Origin of the sequence: Luteibacter anthropi (genome assembly GCF_023699965.1) — a bacterium.
GTDB lineage: Bacteria > Pseudomonadota > Gammaproteobacteria > Xanthomonadales > Rhodanobacteraceae > Luteibacter > Luteibacter anthropi.
In genome coordinates, this window is record NZ_CP077072.1 from 1,344,895 (window position 1) to 1,366,525 (window position 21,631).

14 protein-coding genes are annotated in these 21,631 nt (G+C 62.7%); 8 read left to right on the forward strand and 6 right to left on the reverse strand.

Going from position 1 to position 21,631, the window contains the following annotated elements:
• Positions 1–73: 73 nt before the first annotated feature.
• From KR767_RS21320 to KR767_RS06165, 5 genes are all read right to left on the reverse strand, one after another.
• On the reverse strand, positions 74–196 hold the full coding sequence (locus tag KR767_RS21320; RefSeq protein ID WP_284732874.1) for a hypothetical protein: 123 nt from the start codon (positions 194–196) through the stop codon (positions 74–76).
• A 211-nt stretch (positions 197–407) separates the two neighbouring features.
• Complete coding sequence (locus tag KR767_RS06150) at positions 408–1,772, reverse strand: sensor histidine kinase (protein WP_250878482.1); 1,365 nt, start codon at positions 1,770–1,772, stop codon at positions 408–410.
• Positions 1,773–1,782: 10 nt separating this feature from the next.
• Positions 1,783–3,159 (reverse strand): sigma-54-dependent transcriptional regulator, encoded by a 1,377-nt coding sequence (locus tag KR767_RS06155; protein WP_166946368.1) that lies wholly within the window; start codon positions 3,157–3,159, stop codon positions 1,783–1,785.
• Between the two features lie 50 nt (positions 3,160–3,209).
• The gene (locus KR767_RS06160) at positions 3,210–5,576 is read right to left on the reverse strand and encodes an ABC transporter permease (protein WP_250878483.1); all 2,367 of its coding nucleotides are present in this window, start codon (positions 5,574–5,576) and stop codon (positions 3,210–3,212) included.
• Positions 5,573–6,304, reverse strand: coding sequence for an ABC transporter ATP-binding protein (locus KR767_RS06165; protein WP_250879128.1), 732 nt, complete (start codon positions 6,302–6,304; stop codon positions 5,573–5,575). The genes KR767_RS06160 and KR767_RS06165 overlap by 4 nt, the downstream gene beginning before the upstream one ends.
• Before the next feature lie 351 nt (positions 6,305–6,655).
• Here KR767_RS06165 and KR767_RS06170 point away from each other — a divergent pair, with 351 nt between their 5' ends.
• The 8 genes from KR767_RS06170 (at position 6,656) to KR767_RS06205 (ending at position 19,851) form a co-directional block, all read left to right on the forward strand.
• The gene (locus KR767_RS06170) at positions 6,656–7,465 is read left to right on the forward strand and encodes a BUD32 family EKC/KEOPS complex subunit (protein WP_166945479.1); all 810 of its coding nucleotides are present in this window, start codon (positions 6,656–6,658) and stop codon (positions 7,463–7,465) included.
• A 55-nt stretch (positions 7,466–7,520) separates the two neighbouring features.
• Complete coding sequence (locus KR767_RS06175; protein WP_250878484.1) at positions 7,521–10,001, forward strand: hybrid sensor histidine kinase/response regulator; 2,481 nt, start codon at positions 7,521–7,523, stop codon at positions 9,999–10,001.
• A 150-nt stretch (positions 10,002–10,151) separates the two neighbouring features.
• Complete coding sequence (locus KR767_RS06180; RefSeq protein WP_250878485.1) at positions 10,152–12,326, forward strand: glycoside hydrolase family 3 N-terminal domain-containing protein; 2,175 nt, start codon at positions 10,152–10,154, stop codon at positions 12,324–12,326.
• A gap of 46 nt (positions 12,327–12,372) precedes the next feature.
• Positions 12,373–13,149 (forward strand): 3-hydroxybutyrate dehydrogenase, encoded by a 777-nt coding sequence (locus KR767_RS06185; RefSeq protein WP_250878486.1) that lies wholly within the window; start codon positions 12,373–12,375, stop codon positions 13,147–13,149.
• Between the two features lie 144 nt (positions 13,150–13,293).
• On the forward strand, positions 13,294–14,907 hold the full coding sequence (locus KR767_RS06190) for an alpha/beta hydrolase (protein WP_250878487.1): 1,614 nt from the start codon (positions 13,294–13,296) through the stop codon (positions 14,905–14,907).
• A gap of 132 nt (positions 14,908–15,039) precedes the next feature.
• Positions 15,040–16,470: an alpha/beta hydrolase gene (locus tag KR767_RS06195; protein WP_250878488.1), complete on the forward strand. Its 1,431-nt coding sequence runs from the start codon at positions 15,040–15,042 to the stop codon at positions 16,468–16,470.
• A 168-nt stretch (positions 16,471–16,638) separates the two neighbouring features.
• Complete coding sequence (locus KR767_RS06200) at positions 16,639–18,168, forward strand: alpha/beta hydrolase (RefSeq protein WP_250878489.1); 1,530 nt, start codon at positions 16,639–16,641, stop codon at positions 18,166–18,168.
• 132 nt (positions 18,169–18,300) lie between these two features.
• Positions 18,301–19,851: an alpha/beta hydrolase gene (locus tag KR767_RS06205; protein WP_250878490.1), complete on the forward strand. Its 1,551-nt coding sequence runs from the start codon at positions 18,301–18,303 to the stop codon at positions 19,849–19,851.
• A gap of 52 nt (positions 19,852–19,903) precedes the next feature.
• Here the strand turns inward: KR767_RS06205 and glnA are convergent, their stop codons facing one another.
• Positions 19,904–21,316 carry a type I glutamate--ammonia ligase gene (gene glnA, locus KR767_RS06210; protein ID WP_166945496.1) on the reverse strand — a complete coding sequence of 471 codons (1,413 nt, stop codon included), beginning with the start codon at positions 21,314–21,316 and terminating at the stop codon, positions 19,904–19,906.
• Between the last annotated feature and the right edge of the window lie 315 nt (positions 21,317–21,631).

Consider the following 21,631-nt stretch of genomic DNA (forward strand, 5'->3'; position numbering starts at 1 on the left):
AGACGATATCGATCGACATGACGCTCGCTGATCCCGGCCTTCCATCACCTGCCCATTCCCTGGACGGGCGCGTTCAGCATCCCGCGGTGCTGGACGTGCTTCCGATGTTGCTGGTATCGGTGATGAACGCTTGCTGGGACTCTGGTTCCTTGAGCATCTGCAGTCCCTTCACCAGATCTTCCAATAACTGATTCATGTCCTATGTCCTCCATGTCGATATCGTCCCGTACGCCCCGTGGGAAGACCGGGGCGTGGGGGAAATGTACGTATCGGCGACGTGTAGCGGCAACGCCTGGGAGGCGAAAATCAGCGGCTTTCGGCCCTTGCGCGTGACTTTCTTCGGCGCCTGGCCGGAAGCGGTCACGGCGCATGTCCGCGAATGGACACTTCCGTCCGCAAGCGGACGCTCAGGAGGCCATGCCGTAGGGCAGGCGGATCAGCGCCTGCGCACCGGGTGCCCCATGCCTGGGGCGTAGTTCCACCGTACCCCCGTGGGCTTCGATGATCAGGCGGCTCAGGCTCAGGCCAATACCCGATCCCTCGGGCTTCGTGGTGAAGAAGGGAACGAAAAGGCAGTCGCTGGCCGGCAAACCCACGCCCTCGTCGTCTATCGTCACCAGTACATCGTCCACATCCACCTGCCAGTCCACCCACACACGGCCTTCGGCAACCCTGGCCAGCGTTGCCTCGACCGCATTGCGTAACAGGTTCACAAAAACCTGGCCGAGCTGATCTTCGTCGCCCTCGATGGTCACCGGGCGCGATCCGGCGATGTCGATGGTCAGCCGGTGCTCGAGTCTTACAACCCGATGAAGCAGTTCGTCGAGCCTGAATCGCGTGCGCTGCTGGGGAGGCAGGCGTGCAAGCCGGCCGTATCCCGAAAGAAATCTCGCCAGGGCCGCAGCGCGGCGCCCTATGGCGTCCAGGCCATCGAGCAGGGGCTGCCGTGCCATCTCCGCCGACTCCTTTTCCAGCAGCACGGCCAGGCTGCCGGCCAGCGAGCCGATCGGCGTCAGTGAATTGTTCAGTTCGTGACTCAGTACCCGGATCAGGCGCTGCCAGGCGCGACGCTCCTCCTCGCTCAGTGCCGCGCTCAGGTCGTGGAGCATGACCAGGGTGTGTCCTCTTCCATCGCTGTACCAGGATGCACGACGAACGGCCCAGCGCCCCTTTCCCGCGGGGAACTGGTGATTGACGATCGTGTCATCAGCTGCTGCCAACACAGGACCCAGCCCGAGTTCAGCGGCATCGCGCCCCACCACTGCCGTGCGCTCTGCGCGCAGCAGACGCCGGGCCGCAGGATTGATCAGGCGCAACGCGCCTGCGTCGTCGATAACAAACACGGCACTATTGAGGGCCACGAGAGTCTTGCCGAGAAATCGCGAGGCTTCCGTTCGTTTTCGGCGACCCTGACGCAGCTCGTCCGACAGCGCGTTGATGTCAGCAACCAGTACCTGGAGCGGGTCACGCCGCCATCGGACATGCCCGCGCAAGCCGTAATCACCTTCCCTTAATGACGCCAGGAGATCGAAAGCCGTCGCCAGCGAGGAGAGCAATCGTCCACCGAGCAGGCGGCCCACCAGCAGGGATCCGGACAACCCCGTGATGAGAAGGCCCAGCCGTGTCGCAAACGACAGCTCGTCGCACAGCGCAAGCAGAAACCCTGTCACGGCCAGCGGAGCCGCGAAACAACCTGCCCAGACCATGGCCCGGCGGCGAAGCAGGCGAGGATGCATCGCGGATGCCGTGGCTACTACCGTGGAATCAGGCATGTGGCGTCCGTTACCCGGTCTGCTCGAAGTGGCCCCTGGACTTCATCTTGTCGATGCGACGATACAAGGCCTGCCGGGAAATGCCCAAGGCGTCGGCTGCGCGCTGGAGATTATGATCGTTGCGCTCCAGTGCATTACGAATGAGCATCTCTTCCGCTTCGGGAAGGGTGAGCCTGTCGAGCAGGAGTGGCGACTCATTGGGTGGCGTGGTAAGCGAAAGTACGGTGGAATCGATTTCGTCATGACTGGCCAGTAGTACGGCACGCTCGATGGAGTGTTCGAGCTCGCGCACATTTCCCGGCCAGTGATAGCCGCGCATCAGGCGTTCCGCCGACGGTGTGAAGATCATCGCGCATCGTCCCAGGCGGCGGCATTCACGTAGCAGAAAATGCCGGGCCAGTGGTATCACATCCTCGACGCGTTCTCGCAGAGGAGGCAACCTCACCTGCATGGCATTCAGGCGGTAGAGCAGGTCACGGCGGAAGCGGTTCGCGCGAATCGCCGCCTCGAGGTCCGCATTACTTGTGGATACGACACGGACATCCACCTTGCGCGTGCGGGCCGACCCCTCGCGCTCCAGCTCGCCTTCTTCCAGGACACGAAGAAGTTTCACCTGGTGAAATATGGGAATGTTCCCCACCTCCTCCATGATGAGCGTACCCTGATGTGCCAGCTCGAATCGCCCCGGCCGCGACATGGGCTTGTCTTCGCCGAACATGTCTTCATTGAAGCGTGATTCGGGAAGGCTCCCCATATCGGTGCGTATGACCGCCTGCTCGGCACGCGGCGACAGGGAATGAATTTCCCTGGCGAATACCGATTTTCCCGTGCCATTCTCACCTAGCAGAAGTACGTTCGAGTGCGTAGTGGCGACCTTGTATATCAGGTCGACCACTCGTCGCATCGACGACGATTCACAAACTCGCAGGACATCATTGTCCTGCCTCGACAGGGCGGCTTCGCTCCTGAGCCTCTGGTTTTCGTCCCGCATCTGCCCCAGCGCGATCTGGTTCCTTACCGATTGCAGCATCCGCATGTTGTTCCACGGCTTTTCGATGAAATCCGCCGCGCCGAGCTGCATCGCCTTTACGGCGATATCCACGCTTCCCCATGCTGTCATGACCAGCAAGGGCAGCTCCGGATAGGTTTCGCGCAGCTTCGCAACCAGTGCGAGGCCATCATGACCGGACGTGGTATCGGCGCCGTAGTTGAGGTCAAGCACGGCACAGGAAAATGCGGAGCAAGCCACGGCGGCCAGGGCAGCGGCAGGGGACTCGACCTGGACGGACGGGATGTTTTCCGTGCGCAGGAGGATATGCATCGCCAGTCGCACATCGGAATGGTCATCCACGACAAGGACAGGCAGGCTGTGATCCGGACCAGTCATTCGCATACTCCTGTCTCTTGGCTTTTGGCTTTTGGTTGGCAGGAGGTTTGTCAGCGGATTACATGAAGCGGATCAATCCGGGCAGCCCTCATCGCCGGGATTCCGCATGCAGCGAGTGTCAGCAAAACCATGACCAGGCTTACAAAGGTCACGACGGTCGTATCCACGATCTTCCAGCTCGTCAGTCGATCCATCCATCCCCTTCCGGACAACCAGGCGGCGATGGCAAGCCCGATGGCTACACCGGCGAACGCAGGTCCGCAGCCCCGGGAAAGCACCCTGCCCAGCAGATCGCCTGGCGTGGCTCCCATGGCTCCCATCATGGCAAACTCCCCACGCCGCATCGCAACGTCCACCGACTGGCTCGAATAGAGGCCGATGCATGCCAGTATCACGGCCACCATCGCAAAGGCGGTGGACAGCACCGCGTCACGGCGTGACGGATCCAGTACCGCATTGATGTCGCTTTGCAATGCACGCACATCGGAAACCGCCAATGCAGGCGCCACGGAGTGGACGACGGATGCAATCGTCGTCGCATCGAGTGTCACCGCTCCCGGGCCACGCATGATGACGTGCATCGCCATGAACCGGCGGGCAAAGGTAAACGTAGAGGGCGGCACCTGCGCCAGCGGAAGGAATACCGTGGGCTCAGGGTCCCTGTCGGGTCCAGCATGCCGCGTATCGGCAACCACGCCCACGATATGCAGGGGGTCGATCGTGTCGCCGGGCAAGGCAGGCCTCACCACGTCATCGGACCCGAATGCCCGCAGATACGCCTCGTTCACCAGGGCCACAGGCAAGGTATCCGGCGTATCTCCTTCTTCCAGCTGCCGTCCGCGCAGTATCTCCATGCCCATGGCCTCCATCGCGCCAGGGGTGATCACGGCATACTGAATGTGCTGGACCCTGCCATCGGTTGCCTTGAAGGGCATGATGAAACGCCCCGTTATGGGCAGGTGGTTGGATAAGCCCACGCTATCGATCCCCGGCAGGGCCGCCAGGCGATGGCGAAGACGTTCGGCCAGGGTTACGACATCATTCAATGATGGGTACTGAACCTCATCGGGCGATACCTCGAAGAGCAAGGCCTGATCTGCACGGAATCCCAGTGGCACCTGGTCCAGGTTCCACCAGCGAACGATCATGCCCACGCTCAGCACGAGCAGGATCGTGGCCAGTGCCGTCTGCGCGGTACCGACGATGCGTCGCGCATGGACAACAACTGCGCCGCTACGCGGAGCACCGTCATGGTGGCGCCTGGATATCCCCTCTGGTCGTCGATAGAGCGGCCTTCCCGAGGTTGCGATGGCCAACACGATCATTGCCACGACGACGGCAAACAGTCGAACACGCCAGTCGATCCTGACCAGGGCGTCCGGTGCAAACCAGGCGCCCGGCAGAAACCGGGTGAACATGTGTGCCAGAAAGCCGCCCAGTTGCAGCCCCATGGTGACGGCCAATGTGCCGATCAGCGTTGCTTCTGCGGCAAGTGGCAGCCACAGGCGGTAGCCACGAGCTCCCAGCGCCACCTGCAGTTCCACTTCGCGCGACTTGGCCATCGCGCGTACAAGCATGAGGCTGGACAGATTGAGGCCTGCAATAAGCAGCACGAGCGCACCGCATCCGAGGAATAGCAGCAGCGTCGGACGCGAGGATGCCGTTACCTGTGCAGCAAGTGATGTCGCGCCATAGCCACCAAGCTGATCCTTTGGAATGCCCAGTTCTCCGGCATGGCGCGTGGCCACCTGGTTGACCTGTCTTGCGAAAGAGTCGATGGATGTGCCCGGTGCAAGCCATGCCACGGCCATCAGATTGGAAGCGTGGTCCGCAACGTCGCCCTCATTGCCAAGGGGCAGCAGGACGTCCACGTCCTCAAAAAGCCGGTAGCTTGGCGGCAGCACGCCACGGACACGGAAGGGCCGTCCATTGATGAGGATCGTGCTACCGATGGCATGCGCATCGGCTTCCAGCCAGGTTCGCCAGAAATCCCACGAAACCATGGTTTCATCTGTATCACCAGAAAACGGATGACCTATCTCGGGCATCACGCCAAGGGTCGGGAGAAAACCCATGTTCACCCGTTGCCCACGCAGCAGAAGTATATGTTCGCCCACGCTGACATTGATCGCTTCGGATACACGCGCCACGCCGGTTGAACGTACACCCTCAGGCGTGGCCAGCAGGTTGTACAACCGTGGTGATATCGACCGATATTCTGCTCCCCTGCCGTAGAAAGCCACGTGTTCGTGATTCGGAAACGGCGGCGGCCTCAGAAGCAAGCCGTTGACAGGTACAAAAGCGCTCACCATGGCGGCGACGCCGAGCGCCAGCGTAAGCGACGCCATGGCCAGATAGCCGGGGTGACGGAAAAGACCGCGCAAGCGGCCGATCAGATCGGGCAGGCGGCTCGTCACAGAAACGACTCTGCTGCCCGACGTTCGTCTAGGCCGCATTCGGCCTCCCGCCGCAACTGCTGGAACGTGCTTTCATCGACGACGCGCCCATCCAGCAGGCGTACGACCCGGTCGGCCATGAAACCGAAGCGCTCGTCGTGCGTCACCATGCAGATGGTGCGCCCCGCCGCATGCAGGCGGGCCAGCAGGACCATCACGTTCTCGCCGTTGCGCAGGTCGAGGTTTCCCGTCGGCTCGTCTGCAAGAAGGATGGCCGGATCCCCCGCCAGCGCACGTGCCACCGCGACACGTTGCTGCTGACCTCCCGACAACTGGGCCGGGAAGTGACTTATGCGATGGGCCATGCCCACGCTCGCCAATGCCTCGGCCGCCCGTTCCATGCGCTCACGTCGGCCCACGCCCGGCCGGAAGGTCAAGGGAAGCTCCACATTCTCCGCAATGGTCAGGTCAGGCAGCAGGTTGAACGACTGGAAGACGAAGCCGATGTAGGCGTTGCGCAGCGCCGCACGGGCATGCCTGCCGAGCCCGGCGACATCGTGCCCGACGACCTGCAGTTCGCCATGGGTCGGCGTATCCAGGAGCCCCATCAGCGACAGCAACGTCGTCTTGCCACAGCCGGAAGGGCCGGCAATGGAAACGAACTCGCCACGACGGATATCCAGATGGATATCCGTCAGCACGTGGTTTTCCATCGCACCGGCATAGAACACCTTACCGATGCCGCGCATCTCGACGACGGAGGGGACGGTTTCCGCCAACACGGCATGACCTCGCTGGTGAGGCAAGTACGGGAGAGCCTACGCCCGGATCATGTCGGTTGTCGCGGTACCGCGAAGACTGCGTCAAAGCAGTTTTTGCTTATATGCCGAATACGCTTAGTGAATGCGCCGAACCGGCACAGACAACGTCAGGACTTAACCATTTTCTTACAAAGGAAACCTAAAGGATGATCTAAGCAAAAACTAAGCTTAGAATAGGCTTACGGGGTTGGGACGTGATCGCAGGGTCACGGTGTTTCTTGGCGCGCAGGCAGGCCACGCGGGTGACCGTGCAGGCAGCCTGTGTACGGAGAGCCCCGCATGGTGCAGAAATTCTCGTTGGGCGGTCGCACCGCCTGGTTGAAACGCTACGACCCGGACAACTGGCTGAGACCTGCCATGGTACGTCTCTGGAACGGTCTGGCCTCACGCCTGGAGCTGGCCGCGCTACGCTCTCCACCTCGCTATGCCGGCGAGCAGGCCAAGGAAATCGAACTTCGCCGCCTCGAAGCGCTGCGGGCCTGTGGCGCTCCGGTGCCGCGCATTCTTGGCGAGGGCCCTCGCAGCCTCATCCTGAGCGACATGGGCCCTACCCTTGCCCATCGACTGAAGCGCCTCAAGAGCGCCAACGACGCGGACATCCTCGTGCGCCAGACGGTGCATGCCATCGGTGAGCTGCATCGCCACGGCGGTTACCTGGGACAGGCCTTCGCCCGGAACATCACCGTCGGCGACACCGGCGTCGGCTTCATCGACTTCGAGGAAGACCCCAGCGAGATCATGAGCCTCGCCCAGGCCCAGGCGCGGGACTGGGTGCTCTTTACCACCGGGGTAGGCCCCTATTTCACGGGTCGCATGGATGTCCTGAGTGAACTGATCCGCGAGCAGGCAAGCCAGGCCGAGCCACAGGTCGCCCGGGAGGTCCATCGCATCGCCAGCAGGTTGGGCTTCCTGGAACGTACAGGGCGTTTCCTGGGTCGCAAGGCGTCGGCGATGGGCGCCGCCATTGGTGCCATCCGCAAGGGCTTTGCCACGCTGGCGCTCGCCGCCATCCTCGTGGACGTTCTCAGTGATGGCGACTGCGACATGTGGCTGGCCCTGGTCGACGTCGTACGCCATAGCGCTATCTGACTCCGTCGCGCGCTACCATCGCGGGTCAACCGTGTGACCCGCACAGGCCCGCCGCATGTCTTCCCTGCCGACCGACTATCCCTGGTTCCTGCCTGCCGATCGCGAACTGGGGCGTCTGATTCGCGAGCAGGACTGGACACACACCTCGCTGGGCCCGCTGGATAGCTGGCCCGATGCCTTGTGCCACACCCTGGCGTCGATGCTCCGCACCGAAGCCCCCATGGCGCTGTTCCACGGCACCGAAGGCGTGCTGTTCTACAACGATGCCTACCGTTCCATCGCAGGGCTGCGACATCCCTCCGTGCTGGGCCAGCCCGTCACCATCGGCTGGCCGGAGGTGGCGCCGTTCAACCGGCGTGTGCTCGACACGGTGCTGGCGGGTGGCACGCTCTCCTATCGCGACCAGCACGTGGTGCTCAACCGCACCGGCGAGCCCGAGGACGTCTGGCTGCACCTGGATTACAGTCCTATCGTTGGTGCCGATGGCGTCATTGCCTGCGTACTCGTACAGATCAAGGAAACCACCCATCGGGTAGAGGTGGAGCAACGCCTGCGTATCGCCCAGCAGGCCGGCGGTGTAGGCACCTTCGAGTGGTTTCCCGAAACCGGGCGCCTGGAAGTGTCCGACGAGTACCGGCAGATCTGGGGACTGCCCGAGCATGGACCCGTCACCGACACCATGCTCTACATGCTCCTGCACCCCGATGATCGCACCGTGGCCGCCATGCATCGCCTGGAGCAAGGCAATCCGCTCGACTACATCGAATACCGCCGCGTCGATCCCGTCACCGGCGAGATCCGCTGGATTGCAAGACGGGGCGAGGTAGTGCGCCATGAGGGTCGGGCACGCCGCCGCTATATCGGCATCGCCATGGATATCACCGAACGCAAGCGGGCCGAGGCTGAGCTGGCCGATCTCGCCGCCACCTTGCAGGAGCGCGTGACCCAGCGCAGCGCCGAACTGCTGCGCACGCAGGATGCCCTGCGCCAGAGCCAGAAGATGGAAGCCATCGGCAATCTCACCGGCGGCGTGGCGCACGATTTCAATAATCTGCTGCAGGTCATCAGCGGCAATCTGCAATTGCTTGCCGACGACGTAGGTGACAACGAGCGTGCCGCCCGTCGTGTATCCAATGCGCTGGCAGGCGTGGCACGCGGCTCCAAGCTGGCCTCGCAGTTGCTGGCCTTCGGCCGGCGGCAACCGCTCGCACCGAAAGTGGTGAACATAGGCCGCTTCATCCGTGACATGGACGACCTGCTCCGGCGCACGCTGGGCGAGGCCATCGAGATCGAGACCATCATCGCCGGCGGCCTGTGGAACACGCTTATCGACCCCGGCAACATCGAGAACGCGTTGCTCAACCTCGCCATCAACGCACGCGATGCGATGGACGGCCAGGGGCGCCTGACTATCGAGGCTGGCAATGCCTATCTCGATGCCAACTATGTCGATGCACTCGACGACGTGAACGCAGGACAGTACGTGCTGCTGGCCGTCACCGACACAGGACACGGCATCGAGGCAGGCATTGTCGACAAGGTATTCGATCCCTTCTTCACGACCAAGCCGGAAGGCCGGGGCACCGGCCTTGGGCTTTCGATGGTCTACGGCTTCGTGAAACAGTCCGGCGGCCATATCCGCATCTATAGCGAGCCGGGCCACGGCACGACAGTGAAGCTCTATATGCCGCGCACGACCCAGTCGGAAGATGTGATCGTCGACATCGATGCGGGCCCGGTGACCGGCGGCAACGAAACCATCCTGGTGGCCGAAGACGACGATGCCGTACGCGATACGGTCGTCGCCATGCTCGTCGACCTGGGTTATCGCGTACTGAAATCGCGTGATGCATCCAGCGCGTTGTCTATCGTGGACAGCGGCATTCCCATCGATCTGCTTTTCACCGATGTCGTGATGCCTGGCCCACTCAAAAGCACCGAGCTGGCCCGCAAGGCCTGCGAGCGACTTCCCGGCATGGCCGTGCTTTTCACGTCAGGCTATACGGAAAACTCGATCGTGCATGGCGGACGCCTCGACGAAGGCGTGGAATTGCTGAGCAAGCCCTATACACGCGAAACCCTCGCCAGGAAACTTCGCCAGGTATTTGTCGCACAAGCCCAGCGCAACGCGGCACGGCCCGCCCACGCGTTCACCATGATCCATTCGCCGCCAAGGGTGCGCATCCTTGTCGTGGAAGACGACTGGCTGGTGCGCACGACGGTGGTCGAAATGCTGCAGCTACGCGGGCACGATGTGTGCGAGGCCGGCGATGCCGCCCATGCCATTGACCTGCTTGCCAGCCAGGGCATCGACCTGCTGATCGCCGATGTGGGTCTTCCTGGCATGTCGGGCATCGAGCTTGCGGCCCGTGCGAGGGATATCCAGCCGGAACTGGCCGTCATCTTCGCCACAGGGCATGCGCATGCGGCCGGTGCCACGGCAGATGCGCGCACCGTGATCCTCGGTAAGCCTTATGGTTCGGATGGCCTTGCCGGTGCCATCGCCCGCCTTTTCCCATCCCGGCCGGCAGCCTGAGAAGCCTCGTGCCTTCACCTCGGTGAAGGTCTTGGCGCCCAACGACGTAATCGTTTACATGTAACGTCATTTACGTGCCCACTGCACGGATCGATGCCGGTATCCTAGCCCGCTTCCGGCCACGGCCGACGCTTTGCAGAACGCACCGACATGACTCGTGACTCCCGCATCGAAGACCTCATCACCCGCATGACCGTGGAGGAAAAGGTCGGCCAGCTCGGCATCTTCGCCGATGCCGTGCGCCCCTTCGCCCCGGACATCAACCCCGAGGTCAACGCGCGTGGCGCGGCCGAAGTGCTGGAGCAGATCCGTGCAGGCACGGTCGGTGCACTGTTCAATGGCGTGGGTGCCACGGAAGGTCGCGAAGCCCAGCGCGTCGCCATCGAGGAGAGCCGCCTGGGGATTCCCCTGATTTTTGGCTCCGACGTCATCCACGGCATGCGCACGGTGTTTCCTATTCCGCTGGGCGAAGCCGCCAGCTTCGAACCGGATCTTGCCGAGCGCACGGCGCGCGTCACCGCCGTCGAGGCCACGGCAGCCGGCGTGCACTGGACATTCGCTCCGGCGGTGGATATTTCGCGCGACCAGCGCTGGGGACGTGTCGCGGAAGGCTCCGGCGAGGATGTCGTGCTGGGTTCGGCCTTTGCTGCTGCGCGTGTACGTGGCTTCCAGGGCACGGACCTGACGGCCCCGGATTCGCTGCTCGCCACGCCCAAGCACTTTGCCGCCTATGGTGCGGTTGCCGGCGGCATGGAATACAACACCGTGGACATCGCACCGCAAACCCTGCGCGACGTGCACCTGCCGCCGTTCAAGGCGGCGCTCGATGCCGGTGCCATCACCATCATGAGCGCATTCAACGACATCAACGGCGTACCCGCCTCGGCCAATCGCGAGCTGATGACGGGCGTTCTTCGTGACGAGTGGGGCTTCGGCGGGTTTGTGGTGTCCGACTACACCGCGGACATGGAACTGATCGCGCATGGCTATGCCGCCGACGAGCGAGACGCCGCGCGCCTCGCTTTTCTTGCTGGCGTCGACATGAGCATGCAGAGCGGATACTACGCAGAGCACCTGGCCGATCTTGTTGCGAGCGGTGATGTTCCGATGGACGTACTCGACGAAGGCGTGCGGCGCGTATTGCGGGTGAAGGAAACCATCGGCCTGTTCGATAATCCGTATCGTTCGCTTGACCCCGATGTGGAAGCCGATACCTCGAAGCTCGCTGGGCACGACGCCCTGGCGCGCGATGCGTCCCGTCGTTCCATCGTGATGCTGAAGAACGATGGCGTGCTTCCCCTGCGCAAGTCCGGTACGCGGATCGCGCTGATCGGCCCGTTCGCCGAAGACCGCGACCACATCGAAGGATGCTGGACGCTCTTCGGCGACAAGACGCGTTATGTCGACATCGCCAGCGGCATCCGCGATGCACTTCAGGGCAGTGAACTGGACATCGTGGCCGGCAGCGGCATCGAGGAAGCCATCGATGGCGGCATCGAAGCCGCCGTCGCCGCCGCCCGGCGCGCCGACGTGGTGCTGCTGGCCATCGGCGAGCCGCAGAACTATTCCGGTGAAGCCCAGTCCCGCACGCAGATCGTGGTGCCCGCTGCCCAACAGGCGCTCGCCGAAGCCGTAGCCGCCACCGGTACGCCCGTGGTCGTGCTGCTGAAGAACGGTCGCGCCCTCGCCCTGTCGGGGGCGGTTCGCGATGCGAACGCCATCCTCGTCACCTGGTTCCTCGGCACCCAGGCAGGTCACGCTATCGGTGACGTTGTTTTCGGTGACTACAACCCGTCCGCCCGCCTGCCCGTCAGCTTCCCGCAGGACTCGGGCCAGCAGCCCTTCTTCTACAACCATGCGCGCACGGGCCGTCCCGAACTGACAGACCAGCCGCCGGCCTTCAAGGCACGTTATCGCGAAGCCACCTTCGAGGCGCTGTATCCCTTCGGGCACGGCCTCAGCTACACGCGCTTCAGCTATACACCGCCATCGGTAAAGACCACGGCAGCCTGGGACGACACCATCGTCATCACCGCCACGGTCACCAATACCGGCGAGGTCACCGGCGAGGAAGTGGTGCAGCTGTATATCCACGATCGTGTCGCCAGCCGCGTGAGGCCCGTGCGTGAGTTGAAGGCCTTCCGCAAGATCCTCCTTGCACCGGGCGCATCGGAAGAGCTGTCGTTCGAACTGACCCGCCGCGACCTGGCTTTCACCCACGTCGACGGACGCACCTTCGAGGCGGAACCCGGATTGTTCGACGTGTGGATCAGTGGTTCGTCCACCACGGGTGACATGGCGTCGTTCACGCTGACGAAACCCTGATACGACATGGTCTAAGCTTCGTCCTGTCCCCTGACGGAGCCACACCATGCACGATCTGGAAGGCAAGGTTGCCCTTGTCACCGGCGCGGCCAGCGGTATCGGCCGCGCCATTGCCGAAGCCTATGCAAAGGCCGGCGCACGCGTCGTCATCGCCGACATCGACCACGACAAGGCCAGCGAAGCCGCACGCGCGATAGGAAACGGTGCCATGGGCATCGCCATGGATGTCACCGACGAAGCACAGGTCGACGACGGTTTCGCGCGCACGCAACGTGAGCTTGGGCCAGTGGACATCCTGGTCAGCAATGCCGGCGTGCAGATCGTCGCCCCCCTTGTTGATTTCCGTTTCGCCGACTGGAAGCGCATGCTGGCCATCCATCTTGATGGCGCCTTCCTTACCTCACGTGCGGCGATGCGGCAGATGAAGGAAAAAGGCCACGGTGGGGCGATCATCCTCATGGGTTCGGCCCACTCCCATGTCGCCTCGAAACTGAAGGCGCCCTACGTCACCGCCAAGCACGGCCTGCTGGGACTGGCACGCACCATCGCAAAGGAGGGAGCCACGGATGGCATCCGCGCGAATGTGCTGTGCCCCGGCTTCGTGCGGACGCCGCTGGTGGACAGGCAGATCCCTGAGCAGGCCAGGGAACTGGGTATCGACGAGGACGCCGTGATTCGCGATGTCATGCTTCGTGACACGGTGGATGGCGAATTTACCACCCTTGGTGATATCGCCGATACGGCGCTGTTTCTTGCCGGTTTCCGCTCGAACGCGCTTACAGGCCAATCGATCGTGGTAAGCCATGGCTGGTACATGCAGTAGATACCGCCCACGTGGCAGGCAGCTCCTGGTACCAGCCGACCGGGACTGCCTCCTGTAGAAGACACGCTTTGTCCTCCGTAGCCTGATGGGCCGCTAACGGAAAGAAGGATGGCCATGAAGGCCCCTTCATCAGGAGGATGAAGCTTGTCACGACGACACCCCGCGAAACCCGCATACCTCTTCGCCCTGATGGGTGCCCTGGCATCGCCCTCGATGGCTACGCCCAGCGTGGCATGGGAACGCTGCCCTGCCAGCTATTTCTTCCACCCTGGTGAAGGCAGCGACTCCCGCCTGCAATGCGCCGAGCTCGATGTTCCCCTTAGCTATCGCAACGACGACGGCCGGACTACCCGGGTCAAGGTCATGCGCGTGCATGGCGGTCCGGATGCGCTGATCAGGCCCGCCATCTCGGTGAACCTCGGCGGTCCGGGATCGGACAACCGCCAGGCATTCGCCAACCTGGCAAGCGTCTGGCTGTCTATCCCCGCACATGACGTCGAGCTGGGATCCTTTCGCCGCATCATGGATACCTATGACCTGACCTTCGTGCTTCCACGCGGCCTGGATCCCGATCGCCCCATGCAGTGCGATGCGCTGGACACCAGGGTCTGGGAGTCTTTCCTTGAGCACCCCGTCGACCTTCGCTGGAATGCCCTGGTCCGCGAGGCGAGTCGTTTTGCGATGGCTTGTGGCCGACAGGCCATGAATGCCCAGGTCGACACGGATACGCATGCACGCGATATCGATCGCCTGCGTTCTGCCATGGCGCTGGATCGCATTCACCTGTTCGGCCAGTCGTACGGAAGCTGGGTGGCGCTCTGGTATGCCTCGCTCTTCCCACACCAGGCAGGCAGGACGGTCCTGGACGGTGCCATGGATATCGGACGCCGTCTCGACAAGGCCGTCATCGACGACCTGGAAGAAAAGGATCGCCTGCTGGTGGTCTCCGCCCTGCAGCCCATGGCGGATGCCCCGGCGACCTATGGCCTTGGCGACAATACGGTTTCCATCGCGGGACAGTTGTTGCGCATGGATCGCTCGCTCCGGGTAGGCTTTGCCTCCCTGTTCTACGGGGCACCGAGCGTTCTTGCCGCGATCCGTCTTGCCGGATGGGTCGATCGCTTTGACGCTACCCAAGTCTCCCGCCTGGTGGAGACCTATCGCTTCAGTCCCTCCGCCGAGGTCGACCGCCGTGCACGGAGCAGCGCCCGCGCATACCTCGAACGCATGGGGGTCGCCGCCCTGCATAGCGCACAGCCCTTCGATGCGGCCGAAGGCATGGACATTGCGGTGAACTACGCTGTGCATTGCAATGACACACCATGGGACCGTTCGCTGGACAACTGGAAGCGCTTCGCCACCCATAGCCTGGACTGGACGGTCAGCGCGCGTACCGTCGACATGCTGGTGCCGCTTATCTGTGCGCTATGGCCGCGCCAGGACATACCTGCACCGCCCATCGACAACATCGCGAAGCTGTCGTCACTGCTTATCGTCAACAGCGAGTACGACCGCGTCACGCCGTGGGCGTCGGTACAGCGTCTGCTCGACCGCTACCCGCGTGCCCGTGCGGTGAAGCTCCGCGGCTCGGCCATGCACGGCCTGGTAGGACTGAGGGAGGCGCCATGCGTAGAGCATGACGTTGGCCGTTACCTGCTCGATGACCGCCTGCCTCCACTGCGCACGACCGAGTGCGAGCTGGAGACGGACAACCGCACGACGACCATGCCTGCCGTCGGTCGTGATGAACTGCGCTGAGGAAAGGACATGTTACATACCCGCCTGCGACTCATGGCCGTTGCCCTCGCCTTCGCTTTCAGCGGCAACACGCAAGCAACGCAACTCCTCTGGGGCCCGTGCCCCTGGTCGTCACCCTCGGATACTTCACGCGTGACGTGCAGCCGCCTGCGGGTGCCTGTCGACCACGATGTACCCACTGGCCCGGCCATGGACATCGGGATCATGCGCATCCCCGCGATGCGTTCCGATGTACGTGAAGGAGCGATCTTCTTTCACTTCGGTGGTCCCGGCCTGCATCCCCGTGATTTCCTGCCTTCGATGATCGCGCGCTGGGAAAACTACGACGCCACCGATCCACTGCATGGCGACAAGCGCCGGCTCGCTGAACGCTACGATGCCATCGCCGTCATCCCGCGAGGCCTGCCAGGTGGCACCCGTGTCAGTTGCGAGGCACTGGCGCAGGACGAACCGCGGCGACCATCGCGTCCGCCGGATGATGCCCAATGGCAGGAGATGCTCGGCTACACCCGGGCCGTGGTCGATGCATGCCAGAACGAATCCCTGGCACCCTTTATCGACACGTATCAACACATAGGCGATACGGAAGCTGTACGCGTGGCGCTCGGAGAACCTTACGTCAACTACTTCGGAACCTCCTATGGCACCCGGGTTGCGATGGCCTACGCTTCACGGTATCCCGGATCGGTCCGCCGACTCCTGCTGGATTCCTCGATCGATCCCACCGTGAGCGTCGCGACGCTTCTGGACCAGGGCGTGGAAGAGCGTGACCGCATCGTGTCGCGGCAGGCCATCGGGCTGGCAGCGAATGATCCTTCACGCTGGCAGCTTGGCGCGGATCGCGAGGCGATACGCCTGCGCGTGAAGCAGATGCAGGGCGACCTTCGGGGTAACGTCGTGCCATGGCTGGACGGACCGGAAACACTGGCTGCCGCCCTCACGCTATCGGACTGGATGGCCGGCGCGGCCCATGCAACTGCCGATGATCTCAGGAAGCGCGTGGCGGAACACCGGTTTCACGTTGACGACGACACCCATCAGTTGATCCGCTCACGGGCCGAATGGCTGGTGGAAATGCATGCCGGCGAACGGCCTGATATCGATGCGGACGAGCTCTCGGCGTTGTCCGTCAACCTCATGACCCTCTGCAACGACGAGCGCTGGGTGACATCCACCGATGAGATCCGTGACATGACGTCCATGCTGGCCCAGCGACACATCACGTGGGACGGGCGCGAAGCGGCCCAGAAGCTCGTTTGTGCCCACTGGCCGCATCGCCTCCAGCGTCCGGCCGCACCCGTGCCGGTCATGCCGCCCCGACCCTTTCTCATGATTCAGGCCGAGTACGATGCCTACACACCACTGCGGGGCGCTGCCCGCATGGCCGACCGGATGGAAGGTGCCCACCTCGTGGTCGGCCGCGGCCTGCAAGGCCATTACCTTTTCGACCGCACCGATACACCGTGCATCGAACAGGCAGCCAGCCGCTATCTGCTCAGTGGCGAGCTGCCAACGCTGAAACATACGTCGTGCCCGGGCCAATCGCGAAAGACATCACCGTAGAAGCCACCGACATCCGCGGCCGACATGCATTTCCTTCAGACATGGAATTGACTTGCCTACGCTGAGCGTAGGCAAGATCCCACAGGCTTGCGTCCTTCTACTGGCTAGTCTGGCCACCCTCCGCCAAAAAGATCGCGGGCGGCCATGTCGCGTCAAAAGGAGTTCGTCATGAGGAATGCGCTGCTGCTCCTGCTTACCCTTATCATCACCTCCGGTGCCTGCGCATCCGTCACCACTCCTGAGAGCGGTGACGGCTTTGTGCCGGTCACCTGTGATCGCGCCATCGCCAGCTCGCTCCTGATGGCCTATCGCATCACATGCCATGTCTTGTCCGTCCCGCTCGATCACTCCAATCCCTCGAATCCGGCGCGCATCCGGCTTGCCGTTTACAGGATCGCAGCACGCCTTCCTCAGTCGCGCATAGGAACACTTCTCGTACAGCCTGATGGCTTCAGCCAGAACCCCCTGGCATCTCTCACGAAAGTTGCGGAGCATAGGTTTCAACGCCCGGGACCATCGGAACTCGAATCACTGTTGACGCTGGCCGATCATTTCGACCTCGTGGCCCTTCAACCGCGAGGCACGGGTGACACGCAACTCCGGTGCACGCAGATGTCGGCAGGCGCTGCCAGTCGCTACCTGCTCGATCCGTCTGATGACGCGGCATGGCATCAGTGGGTGGCAGAAGCTCGCGCTTTTGCCATGTCATGTGGCCCCAATGCAGCGTTCCTTGGGACCACGCAGGCCGTCAATGATATCGATGCACTGCGTACCATGCTCGGCGAGCCGTCCCTTTACTTCTATGCACAGGGGCGCGGAGCCTGGATAACGACCTGGTATGCCGCCGCACATCCCGACACGACAGCACGAATGCTGCTCGATGGTGCGATATCGTTTCATCTGCGCCGCTTTCCCTGGCAGACCAACGTCCATCAGGTGTACCGTGAGCGCATGCTGCGTGAAAGCCTTGTGCGTCCCGCCATCGACCTTGCTACTGGCGACGTCCCGGAGCAGACGACCGCCAGCATCATGCATCGCCTCCGGCACATGCCACTTGTACTTCGGCGCGCCTGGCACGCCCGGTTGAATCAACCCACCGATATCATGGCTGCGCTTGCCGTGGCGGACCGATGGCCCCTCCTTCTTTCCGGCGAGCGTATCCGGGAAATGAATCGTCACCGCTTTCATCCAGACCCAGCGCTCAATGCAAGGATTCGGCATGCTGCCGGCGATCTCCTTGAGGCCATACCCACCGACCACACCGCATGGGATCGCCAGGGGATCGATGGCGCGACACTTGCGACGCTATGCAACGATTCACCTCACCAGACGGATGTTGATGCATTGCGTGCCGACGAATCCTTTCATCGTGATGTCTTCTCGTTACCCGATACGGATGCCATCGTGCATGGAGTGGCGTGTCATGCATGGCCCTTCGGATCATCGAATCGTCCGCTTCCGCAGACAAGCTCAAAGGCTCCATCCATCATGATGATTCACGCCGGTGTCGATCATATGGCGCCACCGGGCGGAGTAGAAGGTGTGGCACACGATTACCCCAATGCCTATCTTGTAGTTGAGTCGTCATTGGCAGCTCGCCCCGTGTTCGGACACCCCGCAAGCCCGTGTGCAACGCGCATGGCTCTCGATTACCTCATGACAGGCCGGTTGCCCGCCACCCATATCACCCGCTGTTAACCGGACGTCTCCGCACGAGGGCCTGACGATGCCCGTCCATTCCATGGAGAGGGATGGCATATCGTCCGGATGCCGCGCGTTCGCGGTCACCCGGCATCCGTTTCCCGACCGCGATCACAAGGAAGATATCGCATGCAAGGACTTGCTCTACGTACGTTACCCCTTCTTCTCATGGGGTGTTTTTCTGCACATGCCTCACATTCCGCCACCATCGCATGGCGAACCTGCGATGGCATCGTCGATCATCAGGACATCGAAGCGCTGGGCCCGCGATTGAAATGCGGGAAGCTGGAGGTTCCGTTCGACCATGCCCGCCCCGGCGATAGTCGCACCCTCGCACTGGATGTCGTTCTTGCCACGGCAGGCGCACCTTCTGCTACGCAGCGCACACTGCTTCTCGAAGGCAGTGAAAAGCACGCGAACCTCCCGGCCAGGGCGGTACAAGCATGGGATGCTGCCATGTCCGGCGCCAGCAACGGGGCACTGGGCGACCTCGCAGATGCCTTCGACATCGTGGCGCTGGCCAATCGCCATGACATCTGGAAGCCTTCCGCCGGTTGCGCCACGCTTGATCTCACGGCACTTGAACGTGTTTCGACCGATCCGGAAGACAACCAGGCATGGGATTATTTCAAAGACTATGCGGGCCGATGTGCGGATGAAGCGCAGCACCTTGGCACGTCGCAGCGTGCGGCCGACGTTGAGTGGCTTCGCCGGGCGCTGGGTATCGACAAGCTGGATATTCTCGCCGGTGGCCACGGCGCCGGGCTCGTGACCTCCTACGCAACGCAATATCCGCAGTCCACAGGTCGCGTGCTCATCGACAACGGTATCAACCTGGATCACGGCTGGGACCGCTACTTCGTCGGATCCGCCGAATCGCTGGAGCGTGAACGCCATCGGCAGGCCTATGTGCCCGCCGCCATGGAACCCCGCCGCTGGGAGCTGGGTGACTCGGCCCAGGAAGTACGGGATAACGTCTTCGGCCGGGTTCCTATGCTCTTTCGTACGCGCTGGGCAGGGCTTCTGTGGGAACCGGCCGATCTTCGCGCTGCCGTGGAGGTCGCACGTCTCTATCTCAACGCCGGCGATGTAGCGCGCAAGGACATGCTCTCACAGGTGGAGCATCATCGATTCATGATCGATGATGCCGATGACGCTCGTGTGCGTCGCACGGCACGAGCCATGGTCGCCGCATTTCCGGAGCAAGGCATCTGGCGTCTGGGCACATTCCGTGCGTCGTTCCTTCCGGCGCTATGCAACGATCTTTCGCTCCGGCGCGATGAAGAGGGCGTGCGCCAGTGGCTGCGTAGTGCCCAGGACCAATGGCTTCACTGGGATCAGCGGATGATTGCCGCGATGGTCGTGTGCAGCCAGTGGAAGGAAAGCAGCCAGCCGAAAGCCACCCTCGATGCACTGTCGAAACTGCCACCTTTCGTATGGCTGCATTACGGCGAGCACCGGACCTACCCCCTTGCGGCGGTACAGCCCTATCTGGACGAGCTGCCCAATGTTAGGCAGGTGGTGATCGGCGGCCCGCAGGCGGTGGTGAACGGCAGGCCGAACCTGTATGCGCTCGGCCCGGCCCAGCCGTGTGCGAGCCAGATCGGTGCGCATTATCTTCTCACGGGCGAAACCCCATCCCAGAGTGTTACCGCCTGCCCGGCGCAAGGCACACCATAAACAAAAAAAGGAGGCGCTTTCGCGCCTCCTTTTTATTTACCCACCGACGCGATCAGATCGCGTAGTACATCTGGAACTCAAGCGGGTGGGTGCTGGCACGGTAACGGGTGACTTCCTGCATCTTCAGCGCGATGTAGCCGTCGATGAAGTCGTCGGTGAACACGCCACCGGCCTTCAGGAACTCACGGTCCTTGTCGAGGGCGACCAGCGCCTCGTCGAGGCTCGCGCAGACTTGCGGGATGTTCTTCTCTTCTTCCGGCGGCAGGTCGTAGAGATCCTTGTCAGCCGGCGCACCCGGGTCGATCTTGTTCAGGATGCCGTCGAGGCCGGCCATCATCAGCACGGCGAAGGTGAGGTAACCCGACTGCATCGGATCCGGAAAGCGGATTTCGATGCGGCGGCCCTTGGGGCTCGACACGTACGGAATACGGCACGAGGCCGAGCGGTTGCGGGCCGAATAGGCGAGCATCACCGGCGCTTCGTAACCCGGCACCAGGCGCTTGTAGCTGTTGGTGGTGGAGTTGGCGAACGCGTTGATGGCCTTGGCATGCTTGAAGATGCCACCGATGTACCACAGCGCCGTCTGCGACAGGCCGCCGTAGAGGTCGCCCGCGAAGAGGTTCTCGCCGTTCTTCGACAGCGACTGGTGCACGTGCATGCCCGAGCCGTTGTCGCCGACGATCGGCTTCGGCATGAAGGTGACCGTCTTGCCCTGCTGGTGGGCGACGTTCTTGATGACGTACTTCATGGTCATCAGTTCGTCGGCCTTCTTCACCAGGGTGTTGAAGCGGGTGCCGATCTCGCACTGGCCGGCGTTGGCCACTTCGTGGTGGTGCACTTCGACCACCTGGCCCAGCGACTCCAGCACCTTGCACATGTCGGCGCGCAGGTCGCCCAGACTGTCGACCGGGCTGACCGGGAAATAGCCGCCCTTCACGCCCGGACGATGGCCCGTGTTCGTGCCGTCGTACTTGTAGCGCGACGACCAGGCGGCCTCTTCGGAGTTGATCTCGTAGAACACGCGGCCCATGTCGTTCTGCCAGCGGATCGAGTCGAAGATGAAGAACTCGGGCTCCGGACCGAAGAAGGCGGTGTCGGCGATGCCGGTGGACTTCAGGTACGACTCGGCGCGCTTGGCGATGGAGCGCGGGTCGCGGCCGTAGGCCTGCATGGTGCTCGGTTCCAGCACGTCGCAATGCAGGATCAGCTGCTTGTGGGCGCTGAACGGATCCAGATGCGCCGTTTCCGGGTCGGGCATCAGCACCATGTCGGATTCGTTGATGCCCTTCCAGCCGGCGATCGACGAGCCGTCGAACATCTTGCCGTCTTCAAAGGTGCCTTCATCGATGGCATGGGCCGGGAAGGTCACATGGTGGTGCTTGCCGAGCATATCGGCGAAGCGCAGGTCGACGAACTCGATGTTCTCGTCCTGGATCAGGTTCAGCACTTTGGAAGCGGCGGACATACAAACCTCGGATAGGTATGGGGCGGAATGCGTAAAGCAATCGCTATGCCAGCGGCGGTGCCTGCGACGGACCGGCCTGGATCAAGCCGGGGCATCATAGAACGGGTATGCGACGGCTGCATGATTGCACCAATATGGTGCTTTATGGGCTGCCGTGCACCATTCCGGATGCAGCCAGCCGTGCAGAATTGCCCTTCATCACTCACGCAATGGCATCGTGGCGATGTGGATGGATGCGGCATGACCCCGAAGCCCCTTTCGTTTACCCTGCCCGGTCTATCGTGAACCCATGCATGGATGGATGCGGACACTCAC